This window comes from Terrabacter sp. FW104-15G4B (assembly GCF_058790095.1).
Genome location: NZ_JBYTCI010000004.1, coordinates 77,851 through 104,435, shown reverse-complemented (window position 1 = coordinate 104,435; position 26,585 = coordinate 77,851). Strand labels below are relative to the sequence as shown.

Sequence of the window (26,585 nt, the reverse complement as noted above, 5' to 3'; positions counted from 1 at the left end):
CACGACCTGCCCTCCGTGACGTCTGGTGACGCATGAGTGAACTCACCCTGACCCTGCTTCGGCTGGGTCTCCTCGCGCTGCTGTGGATCTTCATCTTCAGCGTCGTCGGCGTGCTGCGCACCGACATCTACGGCACGGCCGTGAGCCGCCGCAGCCAGCGCAAGGCAGTCAAGGCGGCCGAGAAGCGCGACCGCTCGCGCAGCGCGCGGCGAGCGCCGGTGACCCCGGCCGGCGGAACCCCGGCCGCCGGCGCCCCGGGCGTCGGCGCCGCAGAGGGGTCCCCCGCACGCAAGGGTCGGGGCCGCGCCAAGGGCGTCCCCACCACCCTCGTCGTCACGGAGGGCCCGCTCACCGGCACGTCGCTGCCGCTGCGCAGCGGCGGCGTCCTCATCGGCCGCAACCCCGAGTGCGCGCTCGTCCTCGACGACGACTACGCCTCGGGCCGCCACTGCCGCATCTACCCCGACCCGTCCGGCCGGGACGGCTGGGTCGTCGAGGACCTCGGCTCCACGAACGGCACGTTCATCGGCCGCGAGCGGCTCAACGGCTCGCGCCCCGTCGAGGTCGGCACCACCCTGCGGATCGGCAAGACCGTCCTCGAACTGCGAGGCTGACCCGATGGCCATCGCCCTGCGCTACGCCGCGCGCTCCGACCTCGGGCTGGGACCCAAGTCCCGCAACGAGGACTCGGGGTATGCCGGCCCCAACCTGCTCGTCCTCGCGGACGGCATGGGTGGTCACGCCGCAGGCGACGTCGCGAGCTCCATGATCGTCGGCGAGCTGGCCCCGCTCGACGAGGAGGACGTCACCGCCGACCAGGCCATCCCACTCCTCGAGGAGGCACTGCACTCGGCCAACGCCAGGCTCACCAAGGCGATGCACGAGAACTCCGACCTGTCCGGCATGGGCAGCACGACGATCGTCATGCTCCGCACCGGCAACAAGCTGGCGATGGCCCACATCGGCGACTCGCGGGCCTTCATGCTCCGCGGCGACACGTTCTCGCAGATCACGAAGGACCACTCCTTCGTGCAGCAGCTCGTCGACGAGGGCCGCATCTCCAAGGAGGATGCCGGCCAGCACCCCCAGCGCTCCGTCGTCACGCGCGTCATGACGGGCCATCCCGACGACGAGCCGGACACCTCCCTGCGGGAGGCGAAGATCGGCGACCGCTTCCTGCTCTGCTCCGACGGGCTGTCCGACTTCGTCGGCGGCGACGTCATCGAGGAGATCCTGCGCGAGGCGCGAACCCCTGCCGAGGCGGCCGACCGCTGCATCCAGGTCGCGCTCAAGGCCAGCACCCGCGACAACGTGACGGTCATCGTCGCCGACGTCGTCGACGCCGACGGCGACGACCTGCCGACGACGGTCCCGCAGGTGGTGGGCGCGGCCGGCAAGCGTATGCGCAGCCCGACCCGGGCCATCCCCACGAGCCCCGCCGCGAAGGCCGCCGCACTGTCGCGGGAGGCCACCGGCCGGGCCGAGCCTGAGGACGACTCCTTGGAGCTCGCCGAGGACCGCACCCGCTCCCGCCGCACGAAGATCCTGCTGCGCACCCTCGGCGTGATCGTGGTCGCCGCGATCCTCACGGGCGGTGGGTATGCCGCGTGGGCCTGGTCCCAGAAGCAGTACTTCGTCGCGGCCGATGCCGGGCACGTCGCGATCTTCCGCGGTGTCGCCCAGGACCTCGGCCCGGTCAAGCTCTCGCACGTGGAGTCGCAGACCGACGTGCTGGTCTCCGACCTCCCCGCCGACGTCCAGGGCTCGGTGGGCAGCACCATCTCGGCGCGCGACCTGGCCGACGCGCAAGGCAAGGTCACGGCACTGCGCGGCGAGGCCCTGCGCTGCCGACAGCTCGCCGCCGCCGGGACCCCCTGCGGCAGCACCCCCGTCCCGACACCCTCGGGCACCGGCACGACGCCCCCCTCGGGCACCGCGACCACCCCGACGGCGCCCCCTCTGACGCCCTCCCTTCCGGCGCCGCGACCGTCGACGCCGGGTGCCGGAACCACGCCGACCACCCCGCCGCCCGCAGCGGGGTCCGGCGCGGGCGCCGCCTCGCACGCGGCATACCCCTCGCCGCCCGCGGAGGTGGTGGCGTGACCACGACCGTCGAGCCGCTCACCACACGCACTCGCCGCGGCGCGGAGCTGCTGCTCCTGCTGCTGGCCATCGGCATCGTGCTGCTCGCCTGGGTCAGCACCGACCTCAACCGCAACGGCACCGTGCCGGCCAACATGCTGCCCGTCGCGGGCGGCTTCACCGTGCTCGTGCTCATCGTGCACCTCGTGCTGCGGTGGAAGGCGGCGTATGCCGACCCCGTCCTGCTGCCCATCACCACCGTGCTCAACGGGCTGGGTCTCGTGATGATCCACCGCCTCGACCTCGCCCGCGGCAAGCTCGGCACCGACGGCGACGCGTACCGCCAGCTCATCTGGACCACGCTGGCCGTGGTCCTCGCCGTCGCGGTGCTCATCGCGCTGCGCGACCACCGCCTGCTGCGCCGCTACACCTACGTCAGCATGGCGGCCGGCTTCGTGCTGCTCCTGCTGCCGCTCGTGCCCGGCATCGGCCGCACCATCAACGGCTCGCAGATCTGGATCTCCGTCGGCCCCCTGAACTTCCAGCCCGGCGAGTTCGCCAAGCTCGCCCTCGCCATCTTCTTCGCGGGCTACCTCGTGCAGACCCGCGACGTGCTCTCCCTGGCGGGCAAGAAGGTCCTCGGCTTCACGTTCCCGCGCGGGCGTGACCTCGGCCCGATCCTCGTGGCCTGGGTGCTCTCGCTGCTCGTCCTCGTCTTCGAGAAGGACCTGGGCTCGGCGCTGCTCTTCTTCGGGCTCTTCGTCGCGATGCTCTACATCGCCACCGAGCGCGTCTCGTGGATCGCCATCGGCCTGCTGCTCTTCGCCGCCGCGGTGGCATTCGCCCTCTCGGCCTTCACCCACTTCCAGAAGCGCGTCGACCTCTGGCTCGACCCCTTCTCGCAGGAGAGCCTCGACCTGTCCAACCAGCTGGCCAACGGCCTCTGGGGGATGGCCTCGGGCGGCCTCACCGGCACCGGCCTCGGCGCCGGGCGGCCCTACCTGACCGCCTTCGCCGAGAGCGACTTCATCTTCCCCAGCCTCGGTGAGGAGCTCGGCCTCTTCGGCTCGGTCGCGATCATCGTGCTCTATCTGCTCTTCTGCGAGCGCGGCATCCGCACGGCCCTCGGCGTGCGCGACGGCTTCGGCAAGCTTCTCGCGATCGGCCTGTCCTTCTCGGTCGCCTTCCAGCTGTTCATCGTCATCGGCGGCGTCACGCGGGTCATCCCGCTGACCGGCCTGACGACGCCCTTCATGTCGCTCGGCGGCTCGTCGCTGCTCGCGAACTGGGTGATCATGGCGCTGCTGCTGCGCATCTCCGACCAGGCGCGTCGCCCCATGCCGGAGATGCCGGTCGGGGTGGCCGCCGACGAGCCGGCACCGGCCGAGGTGACCCAGGTGGTGAGGCTGCAGTGAACACCCCGATCCGCCGCCTGTCGGTGCTCATCGCCGCGCTCTTCACCGCCCTGCTCGTCGCGTCCACGGTCGTGCAGTTCACCCAGGCGAAGTCGCTCGGCGCCATGGCGACCAACAAGCGCACCCTGCTGGACAACTATTCCCGCGAGCGCGGGTCGATCATCGTCGGTGGGCAGGCGATCGCCAAGTCGGTCTCCGTGCAGGACCAGTACCGCTTCCTGCGCAGCTACCCGCAGGACGAGCTGTACGCCCAGCTCACCGGTTTCTACTCCTACTCCGTGGGCGCTCCCTACGGCCTCGAGCACGCCGCCGACGACCTGCTCTCCGGTGACGCCGACACCCTCTTCGTGCGGCGGGTCACCGACCTCATCACGGGGCGCAAGACGTCCGGCGCCACGATCGAGCTGACGATCGACCCCAAGGCGCAGGCTGCGGCCGACAAGGCCCTCGGTGACAGCAAGGGGGCCGTCGTTGCGCTCGACCCCAAGACCGGCGCGATCCTCGCCATGGTCAGTCACCCCTCCTACGACCCCAACCCGCTCTCGAGCCACGACCTGGGCAAGGCGTCCAAGGCCTGGAAGTCGCTCTCGACCGACAAGGACAAGGCCTACCTCAACCGGACCATCAACGGGGTCTACCCGCCCGGCTCGACCTTCAAGGTCGTCACGGCGGCAGCCGCGCTGGAGAACGGCGTCGTCACCGGCGAGAACTCCATGGTGCCCGGGCCGCCCTCGCTCGACCTGCCGCTGACGCCGACCAACCTGCCCAACGAGGACGGCCGCGCCTGCGGACCCGGCGACAAGACGACGCTCATCCACGCGCTGGAGATCTCGTGCAACACCGCCTTCGGCTCGCTCGGCCTCGAGCTCGGCGGCGAGAAGATCCGCGCGCAGGCGGCCAAGTTCGGCTTCGGTGACTCGCTGCAGATCCCGATGCGCGTCTCGACGAGCTCGGTCCCTGCCGACCTCAACGCCCCGCAGTCAGCCCAGGCCGCCATCGGGCAGTACGACGTGCGCACGACCCCGCTGCAGATGGCGATGGTGGCCGCCGGCATCGCCAACCAGGGCAGCGTCATGACGCCCTACCTGATCCAGTCGGTGCGCAGCGCGAACCTCGACATCATCGACTCGGCGCCCGAGCCCGTCGAGCTCTCCCAGGCCGTCTCGCCGCAGACCGCCTCCACGCTGACCAAGATGATGGTCTCGGTCGTCGACAACGGCAGCGGCGCCCGGGCGCAGATCAACGGCGTCGAGGTCGCCGGCAAGACGGGCACGGCGCAGCACGACCCCGACAAGCCGCCGCACGCGTGGTTCATCTCGTTCGCGCCGGCCACCGACCCCAAGGTCGCCGTCGCGGTCGTCGTCGAGGACGGCGGCGTGACCGGCAGCGAGGTGGGCGGCGGCCGCGTCGCCGCGCCCATCGCGCGCCAGGTCATGGAGGCGGTGCTGAACCGATGACCCTCGAGACCGGAGCCGCGCTCGGCGGCCGCTACACGCTCGGCGACCTCATCGCGTCGGGCGGCATGGGGGACGTCTGGGAAGCCACCGACGAGGTCCTGCAGCGTCCGGTGGCCGTCAAGGTGATGCGCTCCCAGGGACCCGACGACGGCGCGTTCCTCGAACGCTTCCGCGACGAAGCACGCGGCAGCGCGTCCCTGCACCACCCCAACATCGCGTCCGTCTTCGACTACGGCGAGCAGGACGGCACGGCATACCTCGTCATGGAGCTCGTGCCGGGGCGCACGCTCGGCGACATCATCCGCGAGCACGACGGTGGTATGCCGTCCGAGCAGGTGCGCTCGGTGCTGGGCCAGGCGGCCCTGGCCCTCTCGGCCGCCCACGACGCCGGCGTCGTGCACCGCGACGTCAAGCCCGCCAACATCCTCGTCACCCCCTCGGGGCAGGCGAAGCTCACCGACTTCGGCATCGCCCGGCTCGGAGCCGGGTCCGGCCACACGCTGACCGGCGAGGTGCTCGGCACGCCGGACTACATCAGCCCGGAGCAGGCCCTGGGCGAGCCGGCGACCCCGGCCAGCGACATCTACTCCCTCGGCGTCATCGCGCACGAGATGATCACCGGCCAGAAGCCGTTCGACATGGGCACCCCGGTGGCCACGGCCATCGCGCAGGTCACCGATCCACCCCCCGAGCTGTCACCGACGGTGCCGCTCGACCTGCGCCAGGTCATCGACGCCTGCCTGGCGAAGTCGGCAGCAGACCGCCCTTCCGACGCGCGAGCCGTGGCGCGGGCGGCTGGGGCCGAGGGCGCCACCGCGCTCGCCGGGGCCACCCCTACGGTTCCGGGCGCGGCGTCCGGTCCCTCCGCGGCGACGCGGCTCGTCCCCGAGCGGGCCCGCCGCCGACCGACCCCGCTCGCCCGTCGGTGGGGCTGGCTCGTCGTGCCGGCCGTCGGCGTCGTCGCGTGGAGCGGGTTCGCCCTGGGGAGCGCCGTGAACAGCCCCGCTTCGGGCCCCGCCGGAGCGGCGACGGCCACGTCAGGTGCCGCACGGACCTCTGGCGCAAGCCCGACCGCAGCGCCCACTCCCGCCGACGCCACCAGCAGCACGACGAGCGCGACGACCCACCCGGCCGACCGGACGACGGCACCGCCGACGAGAGCCAGCACGACGCATACGACCACTGCGAGGAGCACGGTCTCCTCCTCGACCGCCAAGCAGCCCGCGCACCCCCGCAAGGGCAAGGGGAAGGGCAAGGCGAAGTGAGATGACCGATCAGCGCGAGCCGCGCGACCCGAGCGCCACAGCACCCCTCCAGGTTCCAGCCCCCGAACGATCAGAGGCCAACGACGTGACCACCGCACCCCGTGTCCTCGGCGGACGCTACGAGGTCGGCGAGCTGATCGGCCGAGGCGGGATGGCCGATGTTCACCTCGGCCACGACACCCGCCTCGGGCGTCAGGTCGCGATCAAGATGCTGCGCTCGGACCTCGCGCGCGACGCGAACTTCCTCATGCGCTTCCGGCGCGAGGCACAGTCGGCAGCCGGGCTGAACCACCCGTCCATCGTCGCGATCTTCGACTCCGGCGAGGACGACAGCGCGGTCGAGGGTCCCAACGGCACCCGCACCACGCTGCCCTACATCGTCATGGAGTACGTCGACGGCGAGACGCTGCGCCAGAAGCTGATCGAGCACCAGCAGCTCCAGCCCGCCGAGGCCATCCGGGTCACCGAGGGCATCCTCGACGCTCTGGCGTACAGCCACCGGATGGGCATCGTCCACCGCGACATCAAGCCCGCCAACGTCATGATCACGAGCAGCGGCCACGTCAAGCTGATGGACTTCGGCATCGCCCGCGCGATCGCCGACACCGCCGCGACGATGACCCAGACGCAGTCGGTCGTCGGCACGGCGCAGTACCTCTCGCCCGAGCAGGCGCAGGGGCAGACCGTCGACGCGCGCTCCGACCTGTACTCCACAGGCTGCCTGCTCTTCGAGCTGCTGGCCGGGCGTCCCCCCTTCACGGGTGACTCCGCCGTCGCCATCGCCTACCAGCACGTGGGTGAGCCGCCCCAGCCGCCGAGCGTGTGGAACGACGCCGTCGGCGGCGATCTCGACGCCGTGACCCTGCACGCCCTGGCGAAGGACCGCGAGGCCCGCTACCAGGACGCCCGTAGCTTCCGCGACGACCTCGAGAACGTCCGCCTCGGCCGACCGATCAGCGCCGGTGCGCTCGGCACCGCAGCCGCCGTGGGCTCTGCCGCCACGCAGACACTGCCGCAGGCGTATGCCGCCCCGGGCACCCCGACCGCGGTGCAGCAGCCGGTCGCGCTGCGTGAGCGCTACGACACGGCCGGCATGCCGGCGGTCGGCCACGACGAGGAGGAGGACCGCGAGAAGAGGGCCGGCAGGGGTCGGGCCGCGCTCGTGACCACGCTCGTCATCGCCGTGCTCGTGCTCGTCGGGTGGGGAGCCGTGCAGTGGTTCGGCAACCAGACCCCCGCCGTCCGGATGGTCACGGTGCCGACGATCGAGGGTCTCAACAAGGACGTCGCGGCGCGCACCCTGGCAGCCGCCGGCCTGCGCGGTGAGAGCTCGCCTGCCGCGAACGGCACCGTTGCCGTCGACGACGTGGTGAGCCAGGACCCCAAGTCCGGCGTGAGCGTCGCCGAGCAGTCGACCGTGAAGTACGTCGTCTCGTCCGGTCCCGACACCGTCACCGTCCCCGACGTCACCGGCTTCGACAAGGACGCCGCGCGCGAGGAGCTGCAGAAGCAGGGTTTCGTCGTCTCGGGCTTCCAGGAGGAGAACACCCCGGACCAGGACAAGAACAAGGTGACGAAGACCGATCCGGGCGCACAGGCCGTCGTCGCCAAGGGCTCGAAGATCCGCATCTTCTACGCCACCGGCAACGTCAAGGTGCCCGACAACCTCGACGGTCGGGACTGGGCCCTCGCCGCCGTCGCGCTGCAGAACGCCGGCCTCAACCCGCGCAAGGAGACCGTCGACTCCACCAAGAACCCGGACGAGGTGCTGTCGGTGGACAAGGCCGGCGACGTCGTCAAGCTCGGCACCGACATCACGGTCAAGGTGGCCCGCGCGCCGAGCCCGCAGCCGTCCACGGTCACCGTCACCCCGCCGCCGCCGAGCACCACCGCCGGCACCCCGAGCTCGACCGGCACCGGGACCGCGACGACGCCGCCGGCGCCGTAGGTCGGGCAGGCCCGGCTGGTCGGGTCGGTAGGGTCGGTCAGACCGCTGCGGTGACGAGCGGGCTGAGCCCCGCCGAGCGAGCCACGGCGTGCTCGTCGCCGCACATGGCCAGGAAGTTCGCGAGCATCCGGTGGCCGCCCTCGGTCAGGACGCTCTCGGGATGGAACTGCACGCCGTGCAGCGGCAGCTCCCGGTGGCGCACGGCCATGACGAGGCCGGAGTCGGTGTGTCCGGTCGCGACGAGGTCGTCGGGCAGTGTGGCCGGGTCGATCGTCAGCGAGTGGTAGCGCGTGGCCGTGAACGGGTCGGGCAGGCCCTCGAGCACGCCGGTGCCGTCGTGGTGCACGACCGAGGTCTTGCCGTGCAGCAGCTCCGGGGCCCGGCCGACCGTGGCGCCGGCGACGACGCCGAGGGCCTGGTGCCCCAGGCAGACGCCGAACATCGGCTTGGCGAGGCGTGCGCACTCGCGGATGACATCCATCGAGATCCCGGCCAGCTCCGGGGTTCCAGGGCCGGGCGAGACGAGCACGCCGTCGTAGTCCGCTGCCTCGGTGGCGGGAACCGCATCGTTGCGCACGACGGTGCAGTCGGCGCCGAGCTGCTCGAGGTAGCCGACGATCGTGTAGACGAAGCTGTCGTAGTTGTCGACGACGAGGATGCGGGTCATACGGGCCTCATGGGAGTGGTCGGGCTCAGCGGATCGGCGACGCGTACTGGAAGTCGACCGACCCAGAGTATGCCGGGAACTCGAGTGAGCTGTGCGTGTGGACGGCGTAGCCGAGGCCGACGGCGTCGACGTACTGCTTGTAGATGGAGACCGACGGGTCGGCATCCAGCCCCCGCTGCAGGCGGTCGAGGTCGCCGATCGCCGTGATGCGGTAGGGCGGCGCGTAGACGCGGCCCTGCAGGATCAGGGTGTTGCCGACGCAGCGGACGGCACTCGTGGAGATGACCCGCTGGTCCTGGATCGTCATCGCCTCGGCGCCGGAGGCCCACAGGGCGTTGACGACGGCCTGGACGTCCTGCTGGTGCACGACGATGTCGTCCGGGGTGAAGCCGTCGGGGAGCGAGTCGGCGGTGCGCTTCGCGTCGTCGAGCACGACCTCGAGCGCGGCGCCGCGGACCTTGGTGGTGGCAGCCGGCGCCGCCAGCTCGTCGGCGGCGCGGGTGAGGCTGGAGAGGTGGTCGTCGGTCGGCGCGTTGTTCCGGGTCAGCGCCTCGACCTCCTTCTGCAGCCCGTCGAGCGCGCTGGCGTCCTGGGCGACCCTCGCGTCGCCCTCCATGATCAGCTGGGGCAGGTCGCGGTCGGCGCGGAGGTCGCCGCCCCGGGCCGCCTGGAAGCTCATCGCGAACATCAGGCCGGCGCCTGCCATCACGACCGGCACGAGCACGCGCCACGAGATGCGTGGCCGGGGTCGCGGCTCCGACTCCGGCTGCTCCGGTGCGGCAGCCGCAGGGGTCACATCGGCGTCGCCGGGCTCTGCGGCCGGCTCTGCGTCCGTCGCCGCCTCGGGCGGCTCGACGTCCTTCATCACGGGTGACCTCGCTGACGCGGACCGTCCGCGCCGCCACCATTGTGCCTCGTCACCGAGCAGGGACCGAGCTGAGCCAGGCGGCAGCGACCCGTCGTGCGAGGACGGCGAGCGCGTTGTTGGTTACCCTTGCCTCAACTCAGAGCAAGGAGAACGCAGTGCCCGAGTCCAAAGGCCGCGACCACAAGGCGGCGGCGTACACCCCGCCCCCCACGAGCAAGGCCGCCGAGCCCAACCCCACCTGGTGGGCGCCTGTCTTCATCACGCTGCTCGTCCTCGGGCTGCTGTGGATCGTCGTCTACTACGTGACCGAGTACAAGTACCCCATCGGCTCGATCGGGGTGTGGAACCTCGGGGTGGGCTTCGTGCTCCTCATGGCCGGCTTCATCATGACGATGCGCTGGCGCTGAGCGCCCAACCGCAGGCCGAGTGGCCCACAGGCACACCGACGCCGGCTGTCCACACCTGTGGACAGCCGGCGTCGTGCTTTTGGGTCCACAGCTGTGGATGACCGCCGTGCACAACCGCGACAGCAGGACGGGCAAGTTATCCACATGGTTGTCCCCAGCTGGGGATGAATGACACGTGTGTAACTCGATCCACAGGTTTGTCCACAGGCGGTGGACAACTCCGCGTGCAGGCGTCCGCGGCGCCCCTCGCACGTTGGCGTGTGCCGTGAGCACCCTGGGGCGCGGCGGGGTGCCAGTCGCGTGACCGCCAGCTGCACGGGGTCGGCTGACCCGTCAGCGGAAGATGCTGAGCTCGCGGATGGCTTCGGGGACGGTGAGGTACTTGGCGACGGCGAGGGCCACCAGGACGACGAGCACGGCGCCGAGTCCGGCCCACACGAAGTGGCGCACCTTCTGGTGCCGGAACAGCACGATGACCCCGGCACAGGCGACACCGGTGACGAGGCCGCCCAGGTGGGCCTGCCACGAGATCCCGGGGTAGAGGAAGCCGAAGGCCGCGTTGATGGCGATCGTCGCGTACATGGCGGTCGAGGACCGGCCGAGGTGCCGGTTCAGCACGAGCAGTGCGCCGAACAGCCCGAAGATCGCCCCGGACGCACCGACGACCGGCACGAACCACGCGTCGTCGCGCCCGGCGGCCACGCCGGCGATGGTGGGGGAGCCGGCCAGGAGCGTGACGGCGACCTGCCCGCCGATGCCGCTGATCAGGTAGAGGGCGGCGAACCGGGCCCGGCCGAGCATCGGCTCGAGGTACTGCCCCAGGGACCACAGGGCGAACATGTTGAGCAGGATGTGGAAGACCGTCGCCGGCGAGTGCAGGAACGCGGCGGTGACGAAGCGCCACGGCTCGGTCCAGCCGAGGAAGGGCGCGAACGCGTAGTCCTGGGTGACGCCGGGGTTGACCCGCTGCGCGAGGTAGGCCACGGCGCAGATGGCGATGATCGAGTAGGTGACGACCGGCGGGCCGGCGGTCGCCCGGCCACCGAAGACGGTGCGGCTGCTGGGCGCGGTGCGGGCGGCGTCGCGTACGCAGTCGACGCACTGGATGCCCACGGCGGCCGGGCGCTGGCACTCGGGACACGCCGGACGCCCGCAGCGCTGGCAGCGGACGTAGGCCTCCCGGTCGGGGTGGCGGGGGCACACGGACGGACCGGCAGCGGGCTGCGGCACTCCCGGCTCGAGCGGCGGCTGGCCGCCGGTCGCGTTGCTCGGGTTGTCAGACAACGGGATTCCCCCTGCCGGTCACGTCCGTGGGCGATGGTGCTGGTGCTGCGTCAGTCCTGGATCGTGACGGAGTTGATCACGACGTCCTCGACGGGCTTGTCGTTGGCGCCGGTGGGCACGGTGCCGATCTTGTCGACGACGTCGCGGGACGCCTGGTCGGCGACCTCGCCGAAGATCGTGTGCTTGCCCTGGAGCCAGGTGGTCGGCGCGGTGGTGATGAAGAACTGGGAACCGTTGGTGCCCTTGCCCATCCGCTTGCCGGCGTTGGCCATGGCGAGGATGTAGGGCTTGGTGAAGTCCTTGTCGGGGCTGATCTCGTCGTCGAACGCGTAGCCCGGACCGCCGAAGCCCTGACCGATCGGGCAGCCGCCCTGGATCATGAAGTTCGGGATGATGCGGTGGAAGATCAGCCCGTCGTAGAACGGGGTCGGGTTGGTGCGCCCGGCGTCGTCCTTGTACTCCTTCTCGCCCTTTGCGAGACCGACGAAGTTCTCCACCGTCTTCGGTGCCTGGTGCTCGAAGAGGTCGATGACGATGTCACCGTGGTTCGTGTGCAGGGTTGCCTTCATGGGCCCAATCCTTGCACGACCGCGTACGTAAGCCGTCGGGACGGGTATGCGGCACAGGATCCGGAACGCTGGGGGTGGACCCACCGTTGGCCAAGGAGAAGGATCAGCCTCACAACCGTGAGGTCGCGACCCGATAGCTGCCGGCGCCGAGCCGGTGCAGGACGGAGTGCCGATGTCGTTCATGGACAAGCTGAGGAAGAAGGCCGAGGAGCTCGGCCTCGAGACCAAGGCCAAGGAGCTGCAGGAGGCGGCCGCGCAGGCTGCGAAGCAGGCGCGGGAGAAGGCCGGGGACTTCACGGTCGAGAACCGCGAGAAGATCGACGGCTACGTCGAGACGGCGACGGCGAAGATCGACGAGAAGACCGAGGGCAAGTACGCCGACAAGCTCGCCAAGGTGAAGGAGCAGGTGGGCCGGGGAGTCGACAAGGTCGCCGAGGGTCACGCGTCCGGCGCGTCGACCGCCACCGGTGCCGCGGCGGCCGCGGGCGCGGCTGACGTGACCGACCGGGAGCCCTTCCCGGCGGATCCCGACTCGCCGCCGGCCCCGGTGTCGGCGAGTCCGCTCGAGGCCCCGTCCCCGATCGACGCGCCGACGTCGATCGACGACAGCGGCTTCGACGCCGCCTCGGGTGACCTACCGGTCCCGGCCCAGGAGTCGCTCGCCGAGACGGCGCTCGAGGACACCGTTCTCGGGCTCGACCACCCGCCGGTGGCCCCGGCACACCACGACGCGCCGACACCCGAGGACGCCGACTTCGGGACGGACCGGACACCCCGACCGCAGGACGCCACGAGCTGAACGCAGGGGCGTCACGGCATACGTGATCGGCGTCGGAGACGACTCCGCCCACGCACGACCGTTGTCCGTACGGTGCGTGGCCGGAATTGACAGGATGGGTAAGGACCGAAGGACCTAGGAGGACGTATGTTCCAAACCAAGCAGTCCCGCACCGAGGCTGCCGTCGAGCAGGCACAAACGGCGGCCAAGCTCAGAGCCAGCGCCGCCGCTGCTGCCACCGAGGCCGCCGCTCTTGCCAAGGAGCGTGCCCTGCTGGCACGCGAGACGGCGACACCGCTGCTGCAGAACGCGGCCGACGTGGCCCGCGAGCGGCTGACCACGGCCAAGGAAGCTGCAGGCCCCGTGCTACTCGCCACGGCGGCCACCGCGAAGGAGGCCGCCGGCGATGCTTTCCACGACGCCGCCGACCGTGCCCGCCCCAGGGTCGAGTCCGCGCAGTCGACCTTCGTCGACTCGGTGCTGCCGAAGGTGGGCGCGGCCCTCACCACCGCTGCGGCGGCTCTCGCCGCGAGCGCGGAGCAGGCCCGGGAGGCGGCTGCGCCGCACCTCGAGCAGGCGACGGCCTCGGCGCGGGAGACCGCAGCCGTCGGCACCCACCGCGCCTCGGACGCCTACGCCGTGCTCAAGGGCGACGCCGTGGCCAAGAGGCGTGGCGGCAGGGGCAGGTGGCTCATCGCCATCGGCCTGACCGCCGCGATCGTCGCCGCCGTCGCCGCGTTCCGTAGGCGCAAGCAGGCTGACGACCCGTGGGCGACCCCGCTCGACTCGCGGTCCGGATCCACGGGCTCTGGCTCCGAGACGTCGACGCTCAAGGACAAGGCCGCCGGGCAGGTGGGACATGTCAAGGACGTCGTCGCCGACGTCGCGAGCAAGGCCAAGGACAAGGCCGGCGAGCTGGCCTCCAAGGGCCAGTCCGCCGTAGCCGACGCGAAGGACCGGTCCGGCGAGGCCATGGACGACGCGACCGACACCCTGGGCGACGGCGAGTCGACCGGTGGTCCGGCCAGCGCCGGCGGCCAGGTCACGGACGTCGACCCGGCTCCCGACTCCGACGCGATCAGCTCCGACGCCGTCGAGGGCGGCACGATCAACGGCGCCTCGAGCACGTCCTCCCCACGCGGTTCGGCCAAGGCCCGCCTCGCCGAGGAGAACGGCGAGAGCACGACCTGAGGGCCGCTCGTCCGCTGACACAGCGCACGAAGAGCGCACAAAGAGAAGGACCCGGGTGCCATGGGCATCCGGGTCCTTCTCTGCTTGAGCTGGCTCGCACCGACAGGGGGACAGTGCGAGCCAGCACATGCAGAAGGGCTGGGCGCGGTTCGTGCGTGCCCAACCCTTCGCTTCCCCCACTCTAGACCCAGTCTGGGTGGAAGCGCGAGGGCCTCGATGAAGATTGCATCACATCGACCGCGCCAGAACCGGTCCCTCCCGCAGATCGTGCCACGAGTTCCGGGACGGGACTCGGAGATTGCTGCCTCACCGAGCATGGCACCAGTGCCCGAGTTGCGCCAGAGGTCGCGGCCCATGGATTGCCTGTGCATCCGCTGGACGACTACGCCGCGGGATCCGGCACGAGATCGCCCCGGCGCTGTCGGCGGGACGCACCAACGCACGACGATGCGCACGACCAGGCGCCCGACCATGCGCACGGTCGCTGCGACGCGGCATGCGGCCCGGAAAGCACGACGACCTCGCCCTGACGGGCGAGGTCGTGCTGGTGGAGCCAAGGGGACTCGAACCCCTAACCCCCTGCTTGCAAAGCAGGTGCGCTACCAATTGCGCCATGGCCCCGAGTGGGGAGAGCGGCCTCAGGCCGGCGTGGAGCCCTCGGATGCTGCGGCGGGCCCCGGAGTGGGGGTGACCGGTGCGTGCACGTCGTCCGTCGCCTGGGTCCAGAGGTCCTGCTCAGCTTGCTGCTGCTTAGCCTTCTTGCGAAGGAAGACGAGGCCGGCGGCGGCGCCAGCGACGAGCGCGAGACGCTTCAGCATGCGAGGGATCCTCTCCGTGGTGGCGGTGATGGTGGGCCTAGGAGGACTTGAACCTCCGACCTCTTCCTTATCAGGGAAGCGCTCTAACCGTCTGAGCTATAGGCCCATCGTCACCTTCGCGCGACCGATCCACCCCGTCAGAGATGACGACCGGACGCGAGGGGAAACGTTACCCGATGGCCCCGGCAACCTACAAAACGGCCCCCGCCCGTCAGGGCGGAGACCGTTTTGCGTATGCCGTGTGGCCGTCTCAGTCGTCGGTGAGCGTCAGCTGCACGCCGCCGACGAGGGCCGAGCAGATGTTGTAGAGGAAGGCCATGACCGTCGCGATGGCGGTCATGAGGATGACGTCGATGACGCCGATGACGATCGAGAGGGACACGACGCGGCCGAAGCCGACGTAGTCCTTGATCGAGAACGGGTCGGAGGTCGTGGTCTGCAGCGACTGCAGCACGCCCTCGACGTCGGTGAAGACGTTCATCGTCGACAGGATCATCCACAGCACGGCGGTGAGGATGACGCCGGCGATGCCGATGGCGACCGAGAGCAGGAAGCTCATCTTCATCACCGACCAGGGGTCGACCCTGGCGACGGCGAGGCGCACGCGGCGCGGGCCCTTGTGCTTGCGGGGGGCGGTGCCGGTGCGGGCACCGGCGCCTGTCGAGGGAGCCGACGCCCCCGTCGAGGCGGTCGGCCCCGTGCCGGCACCGGACTGGGCCGAGCCGACGCGCTGGGTGGGAGCGGTGCGGTTGGTGACGGCTCCGCGGGAGAGCGGGGTGCCCTGGTCGGGGCTCGAGGCACCAGAGGCACCGGACGTGCTGCCGGACCCGCTCGAGGCGTAGTAGGAGCCGGTGTCGTCCGAGCGTTCGGACTGCGTGCCCGTCCGCGTCGACGTACCGGAGCGGCTCAGCGATCCCTCGGGGCTGGTCGCGCTCATTCGTCACCTCCGTTGTCGGTCTCCGACGAGCTCGCCTCGTCGCCCGACGTCTGCTCTGACGGTACGCCATCGGCAGCCGGTACCGCAGCCGGCGCTCCCGTGCCGGATGGCTGGTCGACGGGGTTGCCCTCCTCGATCTCGGCCACGGCGATCTCGGACTCGGCGTTACGGGCAACGGCGACGATCGAGTCGCCCTTGTCGGGGGTCGCGAACTTCACGCCCTGCGTCGAGCGACCGGTGTGGCGCACCTCCTCGACCTTGGAGCGCACGATCTTGCCCTTCTCCATGACGACCATCACCTCGTCGGTGTCGATCACCGTCAGGGCCCCGACGAGGTCTCCGCCCTTCTCCGAGAGCTTGGCCACCTGGATGCCGAGTCCGCCGCGGCCCTGGAGGCGGTACTCCGACACGGGGGTGCGCTTGGCCAGGCCGTTCTCGAAGACGACGAAGACGTCGGGGCTCTCGCCCTCCTCGACGACCGACATGGCGAGCAGGTCGTCGCCGTCGCGGAACTTCATGCCCGTGACGCCGGAGGTCGAGCGGCCCATCGGACGCAGCGCCTCGTCGGTGGCCGTGAATCGCACCGACTGTCCCTTGCGCGAGACGAGCAGCAGGTCGTCGCGGTTGGATGCGAGCCCGGCGCCGACGAGCTCGTCACCCTCGCGCAGGTTGATCGCGATGAGGCCGCCGGAGCGGTTGGAGTCGTAGTCGGCCAGGCGGGTCTTCTTCACCAGGCCGGCGCGGGTCGCGAGGACCAGGTAGTCGGCCTTGGCGTAGTCACGGACGGCGAGGACCTGGGCGATCTGCTCGCCGGGCTGGAAGGCGAGCAGGTTGGCCACGTGCTGGCCCTTGCTGTCCCGTGAGCCCTCGGGCAGCTCGTAGGCCTTCGCGCGGTAGACCCGGCCGAGGTTGGTGAAGAAGAGCAGCCAGTGGTGGGTCGTCGTGGTGAAGAAGTGCTCGACGACGTCCTCGCCGCGCAGGGTCGCGCCCCGCACACCCTTGCCGCCGCGCTTCTGCGAGCGGTACTGGTCGACGCGGGTGCGCTTGGCGTAGCCGCCACGGGTGATCGTGACGACGACGTCCTCCTCGGGGATGAGGTCCTCCATCGACATGTCGCCGTCGAAGGGCACGATCGTCGTGCGGCGCTCGTCGCCGTAGCGCTCGACGATCCCGGCCAGCTCCTCGCTGATGATCTCGCGCTGGCGTACGGGCGAGGCGAGGATCGCGGTGTACTCGTCGATGAGCGCCTGCAGCTCGTCGTGCGCCTCGATGAGCTTCTCGCGCTCGAGGGCGGCCAGGCGGCGCAGCTGCATGTTGAGGATCGCGTTGGCCTGGATCTCGTCGATCTCGAGCAGCTCGATGAGGCCCTCGCGGGCGATCTCGACCGTGCGCGAGCCGCGGATGAGGGCGATGACGTCGTCGAGGCGGTCGAGCGCCTTGAGCAGCCCGCGCAGGATGTGGATGTCGGCCTCGGCCTTGTTGAGCCGGAACTGCGTGCGGCGGACGATGACCTCGACCTGGTGGTCGACCCAGTGCCGGATGAAGCCGTCGAGCGGCAGCGTGCGCGGCACCTCGTCGACGAGGGCGAGCATGTTGGCGCCGAAGGTCGTCTGCAGCTGGGTGTGCTTGTAGAGGTTGTTGAGCACCACCTTCGCGACGGCGTCGCGCTTGAGCACGATGACGAGGCGCTGCCCCGTGCGGCCCGAGGTCTCGTCACGGATGTCGGCGATGCCGGAGATCTTGCCGTCCTTGACGAGGTCGGCGATCTTCAGCGCCAGCATGTCCGGGTTGACCTGGTAGGGCAGCTCGGTGACGACGAGGCACTGGCGGTTCTGGATCTCCTCGACCTCGACGACCGCTCGCATGATGATCGAGCCGCGACCCGTGCGGTAGGCCTCCTCGATGCCCTTGTGCCCCATGATCAGGGCGCCGGTCGGGAAGTCGGGGCCCTTGATGATGCCGAGCAGCGCCTCGAGGAGCTCCTCGCGGGAGATGTCCGGGTGGTCGAGGTAGTACTGCGCGCCGGCCGCGACCTCACGCAGGTTGTGCGCGGGGATCTGCGTGGCCATGCCGACGGCGATGCCGGCGGAGCCGTTGACGAGCAGGTTGGGGAAGCGGCTGGGCAGCACGGACGGCTGCATCGTCTTGCCGTCGTAGTTCGGGACGAAGTCGACGGTGTCCTGCTCGATGTCGCGGACCATCTCCATCGCGATCGAGGCCATCCGGCACTCGGTGTATCGCGGGGCCGCGGCGCCGTCGTTGCCGCGGGAGCCGAAGTTGCCCTGCCCGTCGACGAGCGGGTAGCGCAGCGACCAGTCCTGCACGAGGCGCACGAGGGCGTCGTAGATCGCCGAGTCGCCGTGCGGGTGGTAGTGGCCCATGACGTCGCCGACGACACGCGCGCACTTGTTGTAGCCGCGGTCGGGGCGGTAGCCGCCGTCGTACATCGCGTAGACGATGCGCCGGTGCACCGGCTTGAGCCCGTCGCGCACGTCGGGCAGGGCGCGGCTGACGATGACCGACATGGCGTACTCGATGTAGCTGCGCTGCATCTCGGTGTTGAGGTCGATCGGCTCGACCCGGTCGTGCTGGCCGATGTCGGCCGGAATGACCACCGCGCTGGCGTCCGGGTCGCCTTCGTCGTCGGCGTCGGCCTCGGGGTCCAGGGACTCCGGGTCGGGGCCGAGGATGTCGTCGATGCTCTCGTCGGGCGTCTCGTTGACGTCGTCTCCGTCGTTGGGAGGCAGGTCGTCGCTCACGTCAGATCCCTTTGTCTCTCAGTCACATTCGAACAGGTTCGTGGGTCACCGCCGATGGCGTATGCCGTCTCGCCCGTTTCACGTGGAACGTCACGTTCCAGCGGGGGCGGCCACACGGCATACGCCGGCGGTGGGCTAGATGTCGAGGAACTTCACGTCGCGCGCGTTCTTCTGGATGAAGGAGCGCCGGGACTCGACGTCCTCACCCATGAGGACGGCGAAGACCTCGTCGGCCTTGGCGGCGTCGTCGAGCGTCACCTGCAGCAGCGTGCGGGTGTTGGCGTCCATCGTCGTCTCGCCGAGCTCCTGGTAGTTCATCTCGCCGAGGCCCTTGTAGCGCTGGATCGGGTTGTCCTTGGGCAGGCGCCAGCCCTTGCCCTCACCGAGGATGCGCAGGCCGTCGCGCTCCCGGTCGCTGTAGGCGAACTGGTGGTCGGCGTTGCTCCACCGCAGGCGGAAGAGCGGCGGCTGCGCGAGGTAGACGTAGCCGGCCTCGATGAGCGGGCGCATGAAGCGGAAGAGCAGCGTCAGCAGCAGCGTGCGGATGTGCATGCCGTCGACGTCGGCATCGGCCATCAGCACGATCTTGTGGTAGCGCGCCTTCGCGATGTCGAAGTCCTCGCCGATACCGGTGCCGAAGGCGGAGATGAGCGCCTGGACCTCGTTGTTGGCGAGGATCTTGTCGATGCGCGCCTTCTCGACGTTGAGGATCTTGCCGCGGATCGGGAGGATGGCCTGCGTGTGCGGGTCGCGGGCCTGGGTGGCCGAGCCGCCGGCGCTGTCGCCCTCGACGATGAAGACCTCGGAGATGCTGGGGTCCTTGCTCTGGCAGTCCTTGAGCTTGCCCGGCAGGCCGCCCGACTCGAGCAGGCCCTTGCGGCGGGTGGCCTCGCGGGCCTTGCGGGCCGCCATGCGGGCGGCCGCGGCCTGCACCGACTTGCGGACGATGTCCTTGCCCTCACCCGGGTGCGCCTCGAGCCAGTGACCGAACTCGTCGGTCATGGCCCGCTGCACGAAGCCCTTGACCTCGGAGTTGCCGAGCTTGGTCTTGGTCTGCCCCTCGAACTGCGGCTCGGCGAGCTTGACCGAGATGACGGCTGTCAGGCCCTCGCGGATGTCGTCGCCCGTGAGGTTCTCGTCCTTCTCCTTCAGGAGGTTCTGCTTGCGCGCGAACTCGTTGACGAGCTTGGTCATCGCCGCGCGGAAGCCCTCCTCGTGCGTGCCGCCCTCGTGGGTGTTGATCGCGTTGGCGTAGGTGTGCACCGACTCGCTGTACGCGTTGGTCCACTGCATCGCCAGCTCGAGGCTGAGCGACTTGGCCTCGTCCTCGACCTCGATGCTGATCACCTCGGGGTGCACCGGCTCGCTGCGCTTGGAGCTGTTGAGGTGGTTGACGTAGTCGATCAGGCCGTTGTCGTAGCAGTAGCTGATCTTCTTGGCCGTGACGGTCTTCTTGTCGCCGGCCTCCGCGCTGCCCTGCGCCTGCTCGCCGTCGTCCTCGTCGTGCTCGACCTCGGTGAGGTCCGAGTCGATGTCGTCGAGGTCGACGTCGTCGGCCGTGCCCTCGGCCGGGGCGACCCGCTCGTCGACGAGGTTGATCGTCAGGCCCTTGTTGAGGAAGGCCATCTGCTGGAACCGGGCGCGCAGCGTCTCGAAGTCGTAGTCGACCGTCTCGAAGATCTCGTCGTTGGCCCAGAACGTGATCGTGGTGCCGGTCTCGTCGGTCGCCTCCTGCTGCTCCAGGGGACCGTCGGGCACCCCGTCGGTGAAGCTCATCCGGAAGACGTGGCCCTTCTGGCGGACCGCTGCCTTCAGGCGCTTGGACAGGGCGTTGACGACCGAGCTGCCGACGCCGTGCAGGCCGCCGGACACCTTGTAACCGCCGCCACCGAACTTGCCACCGGCGTGCAGCTGGGTGAGCACGAGCTCGACGGCGCTGATCTTCTCCACCGGGTGGATGTCGGTGGGGATCCCGCGGCCGTTGTCCTTGACGCGGACGCCACCGTCGGCCAGCAGCGTCACGTCGATCGTGTCGGCGTAGCCGGCCAGCGCCTCGTCGACCGCGTTGTCGACGATCTCGTAGACGAGGTGGTGCAGGCCGCGAGGGCCCGTGGAGCCGATGTACATGCCGGGGCGCTTGCGCACGGCCTCGAGCCCCTCGAGCACGGTGATCTGGCTGGCGTCGTAGTCGACGCCGTTGGGGCGCAGGTCGGCCGGCGCGGCCGCGGAGTCGGTGGCAGCAAGGGCCGGTGAGACTGTGTCCGAGACTGGGGCCTCGGAGACCGCGTCGCCCGAGATGGTGCCGTCCGAGACGGATGCGTCGACGACGGCTGCATCGGGGACGGGCGTGTCGCTGGCCGGGATGTCGGTGGTGGGGGTGTCGGGTGCTGACACGGAGTCGGGTCCGGTGGAACGGGGGGCGCTGCTGGGGGTGGTCGGCTCGTCGGCGTCGGACACGTCTCTCCTTGGTGGTCAGACCTCATACGGGCGGCCCGACGTGGACGTCGAGCCGCAACCGCTCCAGTCTACCGGTCCCGGCGGTGAAACCGTGCCCTCAGACGCCCGAAACGGCCACTTTCCGGCCCGCGAACCCGTGGTTCCGAGGGGAGGATCACGTCCCGGGGCTCCAGCGCGCCTCAGGCGCCTTCACTCGTCGGCGCAAGGGCCGTCCCATCCGAGCGGGGTCCACTTCCCATTCTTCCCGGTCGCGGACCTCTCGAGCGACGTTGTCCACAGCCGTCCGCCTGGCGCCCGGCGGCCGCTGGTGGCGGTCGGCGTGCCCGCTGGACGATGGCCCGCACCTCGTCAGAATGCGTGGACAACCTTCCCGGGCGCCGGCCGGTCTGGATGGGTGCCGGCACCTGCCGGGACAGGGAGCGAACAGGGGACACGCCGCATGGAGGACGCCGAGCGGATAGCCGACTTCACGGCATACGTCAGGGCGCGCGAGCAGTCGCTCGCCCGCCTCGCGTACCTGCTGGCGGGGGAGCGCGACGCCGCCGAGGACCTGCTGCAGAACGCGCTCGCCAAGATCTACCGGCACTGGGACCGCGTCCGGGCCGCCGAGCTGCCCGATGCGTACGTGCGCCGGATCATGGTCAACGAGAACAACTCGCGGTGGCGCGGGCTGCTGCGCCGTCACGAGTCACCGAGCAGCCACGTGCTCGAGGTGCTTGACCCACCGGCCGCACCGGGGCTCGACCGGGCGGCCTCGATGGACCTGTGGTGCCACGTCCGCAGCCTGCCGACTCAGCAGCGGGCGGCCATCGTGCTGCGCTACTACGAGGGCCTCACCGAGGCGCAGACCGCCGAGATCCTCGGCTGCTCCGTCGGCACGGTCAAGAGCCACACCAGCCGCGCGATCTCCGCGCTGCGCACGAGGATGAGCGAGGCCACGGCATGAACACCTTCGACCCCGGTCTCAAGCAGGTGCTCGACGAGCGCGGCCAGGGCGTACGCGTCGTCGGCGACCTCGCCGCCCGCGCCATCGCCCGCGACCGCTCCAACCGGCGGCGCCAGATCGGCGCGACCGCCCTCGGCGCCGGCCTCGTGCTCGCGGTGGCGGTCCCTGTCGGATGGGGGGCAACGCGCCCGACGGGTGACCGCCCGCTGCCGGTCGGCCCGTCGCAGTCCACGACCGCGCCGACGGACCGGCCCTCGTCACCGACGAAGCAGCCGAGCCCCACCCCGACGGCCATCCCGACCATCACGGCGGACGGCTCACCCGCGCCGGTGACCCTGCGCCCGGCAGAAGGTGGCGTCACCGGGACGACAACGGTCCCGTATTTCGTCGGTCGCACCATCCATGACGGCTCCCAACAGATCCTCATCCAGAGCAAGGGCCAGCGCGGCACGCTGGCCCGGCTGGCCGGCGGTCGCTGGCTCATGTCCGGCGAGCAGACGATGTCCACGCTCCTCGTGGACTCCACCGGCGCGGGCTTCGGTCCAGAAGTCCCTCTCGTCGGTACCGCCACGGTCGCTGACGACGGCAGGCTCTTCGTCCTTCAGGACCGCGGCACGCTCCGCGCCTACGACTCCTCCGGTGCTCTCGTGCGCACGCTTTCGGCCAAGACCTGCGACTGCACCCCTGACGGAGTCTCGGACGCCGACTCTCCCGGCTACGAGGCAATCGGCATCGTCGGATCCGTCGTCTACGCGAACCGCGGATCGACCGGGGACTCCGTCGCTTGGGACGTATCCACGGGCACCCGCCGCCGTGTGGACGGCCCTCTCCAGCTCGTCAACGCCTCCCGCGGGACCGCCCTCGTCCCCGTGGAGCAGAAGCCGGGATCAGACCAGTCCTGCAAGGAGCTGCGGGAGCTTGGCTCGGGCCGGGCGATCTGGCGACTCTGCGGTCCGCTGGTCTTCCGCTCCTTCTCGACGAACGGCGACTACCTGCTCGCCACGGGGTACTCCGACGGCCTCCCCACGTCGCAGCTGAACCCGGACGGCACCTTCCGTTACGGAGGTCTGGTCGTGATCCGCACAAGCGATGCGTCGATCGTGCTCGAAGGGTCGGGCGACGTGAACGGAGGAGGTGGTTGGCCCGTCACCTACCGGATGGGCGCCGACGACCGCCTCACGGTCCAGGTTGGGAGTGCAACCGGCGAGCGCAACCTCCAGGTGTGCGCGCTCGACGGATCCTGCGAGGTGGTTGAACCGGACCACGCGCGCGACAACCCGGACATCCCCGAGGGAGACGACCCCTACTTCCTCTCGGTCAACTGAGCATGTCGAAAGGCTGGCCGGTGCGGGAGCGGGTCAGTCGTCGGCGAGGGTGCGCTCGAAGAGGGAGTGGATCGCCTCGGGCAGGTGCGGCTCCTGGAGCGTGACATCGCAGCCAGCCTCGTCACACACGACCACGTAGATGTACGCGTCGGGGTGCGTGCGTTCGGTCGAGGCTGCGATGCGCTGCAGGGTCGGGGCGGAGAGCAGGTGCTGCCAGTCCTTCGCGTCGCGCTCGGGCAGCTCACCGAGGGCCATCCGCCGCTCCCGCACCAGACCCGCGAAGCCGCCGCTGCGCCGCAGCAGAACCTGGGCGTCCGTGCCCGGCTCGCTGCCCGACGCCGATGCGCGCCCGTTCGCGCTCCCTGGCGAGGACGAGGACGACGCACCGGCTGTGATCACCCCGACCTGCTCCCAGGCCGAGCGCACCGCCGCCTGCTGGGAGGAGCCCTCGCCGTGCGCCGTGCCTGCCGCGGCCACCGTCAGGCCGGCGAACGTCGCGAAGTCGCAGTCGGCCTTGATGCCGTCACCCGACAGCACGGCATACCAGATCGCGCCGGCGCCGTCCCACGCGTTGCCGCCGATCGCCTCGGCCGCGAGCACGAAGGCGCGGTTGGGGATGCCGGAGTTGATGTGGACGCCGCCGTTGTCGTCCTGGGTGTCGACGAAGTGAGCCATGTCGGCCGGCTGAGGGTCCTTGCCGAGGCGCGGGTCGTCGTAGGCGGTGCCGGGGTTGCGCATGTCCCGCAGCGCGCGGCCCTTGACGGACGCGTTGAGCAGGTCGGCGCCGACGAGCCAGTCGGCCTCGGCCGCGCTCTGCCCCAGCGCGCGCTGCTTGACGAGCACGCCGAAGACGTCGGAGACCGACTCGTTGAGGGCCCCCGACTGCCCCTGGTAGAGCAGGCCGGCGGTGTGCTCGGTGACGCCGTGCGCGAGCTCGTGGCCGATGACGTCGATGCTCTTGGTGAACCGCTCGAAGATCACGCCGTCGCCGTCGCCGAACACCATCTGCGACCCGTCCCAGAAGGCGTTGTCGTAGTTGCGGCCGTAGTGGACGCTCGCGAGCAGCGGCATCCCCTTGCCGTCGAGCGAGTCGCGGTCGTAGGCGGTCGACCACAGCTGCCAGGTCGCGCCGAGCCCGTCGTAGGCCTCGTTGACGCTCTGGTCGGCGCTGGGCGCCTGCCCTTCGATGCGTACCGTCGTGCCCGGCGTCGTCTGGGTGCCCTTGGCGTCGGCGATCGTGCGGTGCGGACCGGTGCCGTGTGCCTCGCCCACGTCGCTCCGACGAGGGGCGCGGCGGCCCGCGGGCCGCGCCGTGGGCGTGCGGCGCGCGGCACGCAGCTGCTCGTCGTGGCGCAGGGCGCTGCGGGCGTGGGCCGCGAGGGTCGGCTCGTCGCTGGCAGCCAGCGCCTCGAGGATGTAGGGCGGCACGATGGCGCAGTGTGGCATCCGGCTGTCGGTGGAGGGCTGCGTCGAGGTCATGACGACAGTGTGCGTCGCAACACCGACACCCGCGCGCTGGCGTCGACTGGGCACCGTCGCCCGCGGCTGGTCAGCCGTACGTGTCGCGCGGGCCCCGTGAGTCGGGGGAGCGCCGGGTGCCGCGGTTCCACGACGGCGCGCTCGGTCCGGCGACCTTCAGCTCGCTGACCGCCCCTGCGCCGATCTCCTCGTCGATCCGGGCCAGCAGCGACGAGGAGAGGAGGCGCATCTGAGTCGCCCACGCCGTCGAGTCGGCGCGCACGGAGAGCACGCCGTCGACGAAGCTCAGCGGCTCGACGTGCGCCGCTATGTCGGGTCCGACGATCTCGGGCCAGCGACCCATCACCGAGCCGACGGCGACGTCGACCTTCCAGCCGCGGTCGAGGAGCAGGCGGTCGAGCTGGTCTCCGAGCAGCGAGGGGTCGCGCCCGTCGCGGGAGGAGCCGGACAACACCGGGGCGTGGCCGATGGGGCGGCGGCGCTTCTTCGGCTTCATGCCCGGACGGAGACCCTTCTCCGCCGCGGCCGCGCGGGCGCGGGCCAGGGCGGAGGCCGCAGCGTCGGCGATCCGGGTGTCCTCGTCGGTCGGCTCCGTCACCTCCTCGGCGCCGCGGTCCTCGTCACTCATCGCCGTCGTCCTCGACCGGCACCGGAGGGACCACGGCGGGGACGGCGGCAGGCACCACGTCAGCCACCGGGTCCTGCTCGGTGTCGGTGTCGCGGTCGGCAGGGTGCACCTGACCGAGCTCGACGGCATACGTCGTGCCCTTCTCGCGCAGCACGTCCGGCACGTCCGCGCCGACCGCGGCCGTGATGAGCACCTGCTCGCAGTCGGCGACCAGGGCCGCCAGGCGCTCACGCCGGCCGGAGTCGAGCTCGGCGAAGACGTCGTCGAGCACGAGCACCGGGTCGTCGCCCAGATCGCGCCGCAGGAGGCGGTATGCCGCGAGCTTGAGCCCCAGCGCGAAGCTCCACGACTCGCCGTGGCTGGCATAGCCCTTCGCGGGCAGCTCGCCCAGCGACAGGACGAGGTCGTCACGGTGCGGGCCGACGAGCGAGATGCCGCGTTCGATCTCGTTGGGACGCAGCTGTGCAAGGGTCTCGAGCATCCCGGTGCGCAGCTCGTCGATCTCCGGCACCTCTCCGGCGGCGAGTCGGGCCGCCAGCTGCTCGTGCAGCGAGCTTCTGTAGGTGGCGCGGGCGTTGGAGCTGACCGCGCTCACGGCGTCGTAGCACTCGGAGAGGTCGGGGACGAGGTCACGCAGCAGGCGCAGCCGCGCGTAGACCAGCTGCGCCCCGACCGTCGCCAGGTGGTCGTTCCACACATCGAGGGTGTGCAGCGCCGACTCGCGGGCCTCGTCGAGCGGCTGCTCGCCGTCACGAGGAGGGCGGGGCTGGCGCCGGGTGCCCTTGCGCAGCACGGGCGCGGCCGACTTCAGCAAGGCGTTGCGCTGCTTGAGGATCTTGTCGTAGTCCGAGCGCACGCCCGACCACCGCGGCTGGCGCTGGACGAGCAGCTCGTCGAGAAAGCGGCGTCGCTCGGACGGGTCGCCCTTGACGAGGGCGAGGTCCTCGGGGGCGAAGAGCACCGTCCGGACGGTGCCGAGGACGTCCCGGGGCCGAGAGACCGGCGACCGCCCGAGTCGCGCCCGATTGGCCCGACCCGGCGTGATCTCCAGCTCGACCATCGTCTCGCGGTCGTCGCGCACGACGGCCCCCCGCACGATGGCCTGCGCCGCCCCGAACCGCACGAGCGGCTGGTCGGTGGCGACCCGGTGCGAGCCGAGAGTGGCGAGGTAGCCGATGGCCTCGACGAGGTTGGTCTTGCCCTGCCCGTTGAGGCCCACGAGCGTGGTGACCCCGACCGGCAGCGTCAGCTCGGCGCTGGGATAGCTGCGGAAGTCCTTGAGTGTCAGGTGTCGGATGTACACGT

At 70.8% G+C, this 26,585-nt stretch carries 22 protein-coding genes and 2 tRNA genes; 11 read left to right on the top strand and 13 right to left on the bottom strand.

The features are described 5' to 3' along the window. Positions 1-32 precede the first annotated feature (32 nt). From AC3WRT_RS05185 to pknB, 6 genes are all read left to right on the top strand, one after another. Positions 33-614 (top strand): FHA domain-containing protein FhaB/FipA, encoded by a 582-nt coding sequence (locus tag AC3WRT_RS05185; RefSeq protein WP_492719920.1) that lies wholly within the window; start codon positions 33-35, stop codon positions 612-614. A gap of 4 nt (positions 615-618) precedes the next feature. Beyond that, positions 619-2,103, top strand: coding sequence for a PP2C family protein-serine/threonine phosphatase (locus AC3WRT_RS05180; protein WP_492719916.1), 1,485 nt, complete (start codon positions 619-621; stop codon positions 2,101-2,103). Continuing rightward, positions 2,100-3,497 carry an FtsW/RodA/SpoVE family cell cycle protein gene (locus tag AC3WRT_RS05175; protein ID WP_492719914.1) on the top strand — a complete coding sequence of 466 codons (1,398 nt, stop codon included), beginning with the start codon at positions 2,100-2,102 and terminating at the stop codon, positions 3,495-3,497. Before AC3WRT_RS05180 ends, AC3WRT_RS05175 begins: the two co-directional genes overlap by 4 nt. After that, entirely contained in the window at positions 3,494-4,954 is a 1,461-nt protein-coding gene (locus tag AC3WRT_RS05170) for a peptidoglycan D,D-transpeptidase FtsI family protein (protein ID WP_492719911.1), read from the top strand. The genes AC3WRT_RS05175 and AC3WRT_RS05170 overlap by 4 nt, the downstream gene beginning before the upstream one ends. After that, the gene (locus AC3WRT_RS05165; RefSeq protein WP_492719909.1) at positions 4,951-6,219 is read left to right on the top strand and encodes a serine/threonine-protein kinase; all 1,269 of its coding nucleotides are present in this window, start codon (positions 4,951-4,953) and stop codon (positions 6,217-6,219) included. The genes AC3WRT_RS05170 and AC3WRT_RS05165 overlap by 4 nt, the downstream gene beginning before the upstream one ends. An 85-nt stretch (positions 6,220-6,304) precedes the next feature. After that, the gene (gene pknB, locus AC3WRT_RS05160) at positions 6,305-8,167 is read left to right on the top strand and encodes a Stk1 family PASTA domain-containing Ser/Thr kinase (protein ID WP_492719907.1); all 1,863 of its coding nucleotides are present in this window, start codon (positions 6,305-6,307) and stop codon (positions 8,165-8,167) included. Between the two features lie 37 nt (positions 8,168-8,204). Here the strand turns inward: pknB and AC3WRT_RS05155 are convergent, their stop codons facing one another. Both AC3WRT_RS05155 and AC3WRT_RS05150 read right to left on the bottom strand, forming a co-directional pair. Next, the gene (locus AC3WRT_RS05155; protein WP_492719905.1) at positions 8,205-8,834 is read right to left on the bottom strand and encodes an aminodeoxychorismate/anthranilate synthase component II; all 630 of its coding nucleotides are present in this window, start codon (positions 8,832-8,834) and stop codon (positions 8,205-8,207) included. Positions 8,835-8,859: 25 nt separating this feature from the next. Then, complete coding sequence (locus AC3WRT_RS05150) at positions 8,860-9,699, bottom strand: DUF881 domain-containing protein (RefSeq protein ID WP_492719903.1); 840 nt, start codon at positions 9,697-9,699, stop codon at positions 8,860-8,862. Positions 9,700-9,857: 158 nt separating this feature from the next. Here AC3WRT_RS05150 and AC3WRT_RS05145 point away from each other — a divergent pair, with 158 nt between their 5' ends. Beyond that, a complete protein-coding gene (locus AC3WRT_RS05145; protein ID WP_492719901.1) occupies positions 9,858-10,109 on the top strand; it encodes a cell division protein CrgA in 252 nt (83 codons plus the stop codon). A 333-nt stretch (positions 10,110-10,442) separates the two neighbouring features. Here the strand turns inward: AC3WRT_RS05145 and AC3WRT_RS05140 are convergent, their stop codons facing one another. Continuing rightward, positions 10,443-11,393, bottom strand: a complete 951-nt coding sequence (locus AC3WRT_RS05140; protein WP_492719899.1) for a rhomboid family intramembrane serine protease — start codon at positions 11,391-11,393, stop codon at positions 10,443-10,445. A 50-nt stretch (positions 11,394-11,443) separates the two neighbouring features. Next, complete coding sequence (locus tag AC3WRT_RS05135) at positions 11,444-11,962, bottom strand: peptidylprolyl isomerase (RefSeq protein WP_492719897.1); 519 nt, start codon at positions 11,960-11,962, stop codon at positions 11,444-11,446. A 181-nt stretch (positions 11,963-12,143) separates the two neighbouring features. Here AC3WRT_RS05135 and AC3WRT_RS05130 point away from each other — a divergent pair, with 181 nt between their 5' ends. After that, on the top strand, positions 12,144-12,761 hold the full coding sequence (locus tag AC3WRT_RS05130) for an antitoxin (protein WP_492719895.1): 618 nt from the start codon (positions 12,144-12,146) through the stop codon (positions 12,759-12,761). Between the two features lie 126 nt (positions 12,762-12,887). Beyond that, positions 12,888-13,931 carry a hypothetical protein gene (locus tag AC3WRT_RS05125; protein ID WP_492719893.1) on the top strand — a complete coding sequence of 348 codons (1,044 nt, stop codon included), beginning with the start codon at positions 12,888-12,890 and terminating at the stop codon, positions 13,929-13,931. A gap of 545 nt (positions 13,932-14,476) precedes the next feature. Here the strand turns inward: AC3WRT_RS05125 and AC3WRT_RS05120 are convergent. The 6 genes from AC3WRT_RS05120 to gyrB form a co-directional block, all read right to left on the bottom strand. Further along, positions 14,477-14,552, bottom strand: a tRNA-Ala gene (locus tag AC3WRT_RS05120). 17 nt (positions 14,553-14,569) lie between these two features. Beyond that, entirely contained in the window at positions 14,570-14,749 is a 180-nt protein-coding gene (locus AC3WRT_RS05115; RefSeq protein WP_492719891.1) for a DLW-39 family protein, read from the bottom strand. A 29-nt stretch (positions 14,750-14,778) separates the two neighbouring features. After that, positions 14,779-14,855 (bottom strand) — tRNA-Ile (locus AC3WRT_RS05110). 144 nt (positions 14,856-14,999) lie between these two features. Next, a complete protein-coding gene (locus AC3WRT_RS05105) occupies positions 15,000-15,686 on the bottom strand; it encodes a DUF3566 domain-containing protein (RefSeq protein ID WP_492719889.1) in 687 nt (228 codons plus the stop codon). After that, complete coding sequence (gene gyrA, locus AC3WRT_RS05100) at positions 15,683-18,445, bottom strand: DNA gyrase subunit A (RefSeq protein WP_492719887.1); 2,763 nt, start codon at positions 18,443-18,445, stop codon at positions 15,683-15,685. The genes AC3WRT_RS05105 and gyrA overlap by 4 nt, the downstream gene beginning before the upstream one ends. 135 nt (positions 18,446-18,580) lie before the next feature. Continuing rightward, complete coding sequence (gene gyrB, locus AC3WRT_RS05095; RefSeq protein ID WP_492720189.1) at positions 18,581-20,743, bottom strand: DNA topoisomerase (ATP-hydrolyzing) subunit B; 2,163 nt, start codon at positions 20,741-20,743, stop codon at positions 18,581-18,583. A 598-nt stretch (positions 20,744-21,341) separates the two neighbouring features. On the opposite strand from gyrB, the gene AC3WRT_RS05090 reads away from it, so the two are divergent. Continuing rightward, complete coding sequence (locus AC3WRT_RS05090) at positions 21,342-21,848, top strand: SigE family RNA polymerase sigma factor (protein ID WP_492719882.1); 507 nt, start codon at positions 21,342-21,344, stop codon at positions 21,846-21,848. Further along, the gene (locus tag AC3WRT_RS05085) at positions 21,845-23,173 is read left to right on the top strand and encodes a hypothetical protein (protein ID WP_492719879.1); all 1,329 of its coding nucleotides are present in this window, start codon (positions 21,845-21,847) and stop codon (positions 23,171-23,173) included. Before AC3WRT_RS05090 ends, AC3WRT_RS05085 begins: the two co-directional genes overlap by 4 nt. A gap of 33 nt (positions 23,174-23,206) precedes the next feature. On the opposite strand, the gene AC3WRT_RS05080 is transcribed toward AC3WRT_RS05085, so the two are convergent. The 3 genes from AC3WRT_RS05080 to recF form a co-directional block, all read right to left on the bottom strand. After that, positions 23,207-24,652, bottom strand: coding sequence for a protealysin inhibitor emfourin (locus AC3WRT_RS05080; RefSeq protein ID WP_492719876.1), 1,446 nt, complete (start codon positions 24,650-24,652; stop codon positions 23,207-23,209). A 70-nt stretch (positions 24,653-24,722) separates the two neighbouring features. Then, the gene (locus tag AC3WRT_RS05075) at positions 24,723-25,280 is read right to left on the bottom strand and encodes a DciA family protein (protein WP_492719873.1); all 558 of its coding nucleotides are present in this window, start codon (positions 25,278-25,280) and stop codon (positions 24,723-24,725) included. After that, the gene (gene recF, locus AC3WRT_RS05070) at positions 25,273-26,583 is read right to left on the bottom strand and encodes a DNA replication/repair protein RecF (RefSeq protein ID WP_492719870.1); all 1,311 of its coding nucleotides are present in this window, start codon (positions 26,581-26,583) and stop codon (positions 25,273-25,275) included. The genes AC3WRT_RS05075 and recF overlap by 8 nt, the downstream gene beginning before the upstream one ends. Positions 26,584-26,585 lie beyond the last annotated feature (2 nt).

Coding starts and splice junctions, on each gene's coding strand:
- AC3WRT_RS05185 (WP_492719920.1), top strand. CDS start 33: ATGAGTGAACTCACCCTGACCCTGCTTCGGCTGGGTCTCCTCGCGCTG.
- AC3WRT_RS05180 (WP_492719916.1), top strand. CDS start 619: ATGGCCATCGCCCTGCGCTACGCCGCGCGCTCCGACCTCGGGCTGGGA.
- AC3WRT_RS05165 (WP_492719909.1), top strand. CDS start 4,951: ATGACCCTCGAGACCGGAGCCGCGCTCGGCGGCCGCTACACGCTCGGC.
- AC3WRT_RS05155 (WP_492719905.1), bottom strand. CDS start 8,834: ATGACCCGCATCCTCGTCGTCGACAACTACGACAGCTTCGTCTACACG.
- AC3WRT_RS05150 (WP_492719903.1), bottom strand. CDS start 9,699: ATGAAGGACGTCGAGCCGCCCGAGGCGGCGACGGACGCAGAGCCGGCC.
- AC3WRT_RS05135 (WP_492719897.1), bottom strand. CDS start 11,962: ATGAAGGCAACCCTGCACACGAACCACGGTGACATCGTCATCGACCTC.
- AC3WRT_RS05130 (WP_492719895.1), top strand. CDS start 12,144: ATGGACAAGCTGAGGAAGAAGGCCGAGGAGCTCGGCCTCGAGACCAAG.
- AC3WRT_RS05125 (WP_492719893.1), top strand. CDS start 12,888: ATGTTCCAAACCAAGCAGTCCCGCACCGAGGCTGCCGTCGAGCAGGCA.
- AC3WRT_RS05115 (WP_492719891.1), bottom strand. CDS start 14,749: ATGCTGAAGCGTCTCGCGCTCGTCGCTGGCGCCGCCGCCGGCCTCGTC.
- AC3WRT_RS05105 (WP_492719889.1), bottom strand. CDS start 15,686: ATGAGCGCGACCAGCCCCGAGGGATCGCTGAGCCGCTCCGGTACGTCG.
- AC3WRT_RS05090 (WP_492719882.1), top strand. CDS start 21,342: ATGGAGGACGCCGAGCGGATAGCCGACTTCACGGCATACGTCAGGGCG.
- AC3WRT_RS05085 (WP_492719879.1), top strand. CDS start 21,845: ATGAACACCTTCGACCCCGGTCTCAAGCAGGTGCTCGACGAGCGCGGC.
- AC3WRT_RS05080 (WP_492719876.1), bottom strand. CDS start 24,652: ATGACCTCGACGCAGCCCTCCACCGACAGCCGGATGCCACACTGCGCC.
- AC3WRT_RS05075 (WP_492719873.1), bottom strand. CDS start 25,280: ATGAGTGACGAGGACCGCGGCGCCGAGGAGGTGACGGAGCCGACCGAC.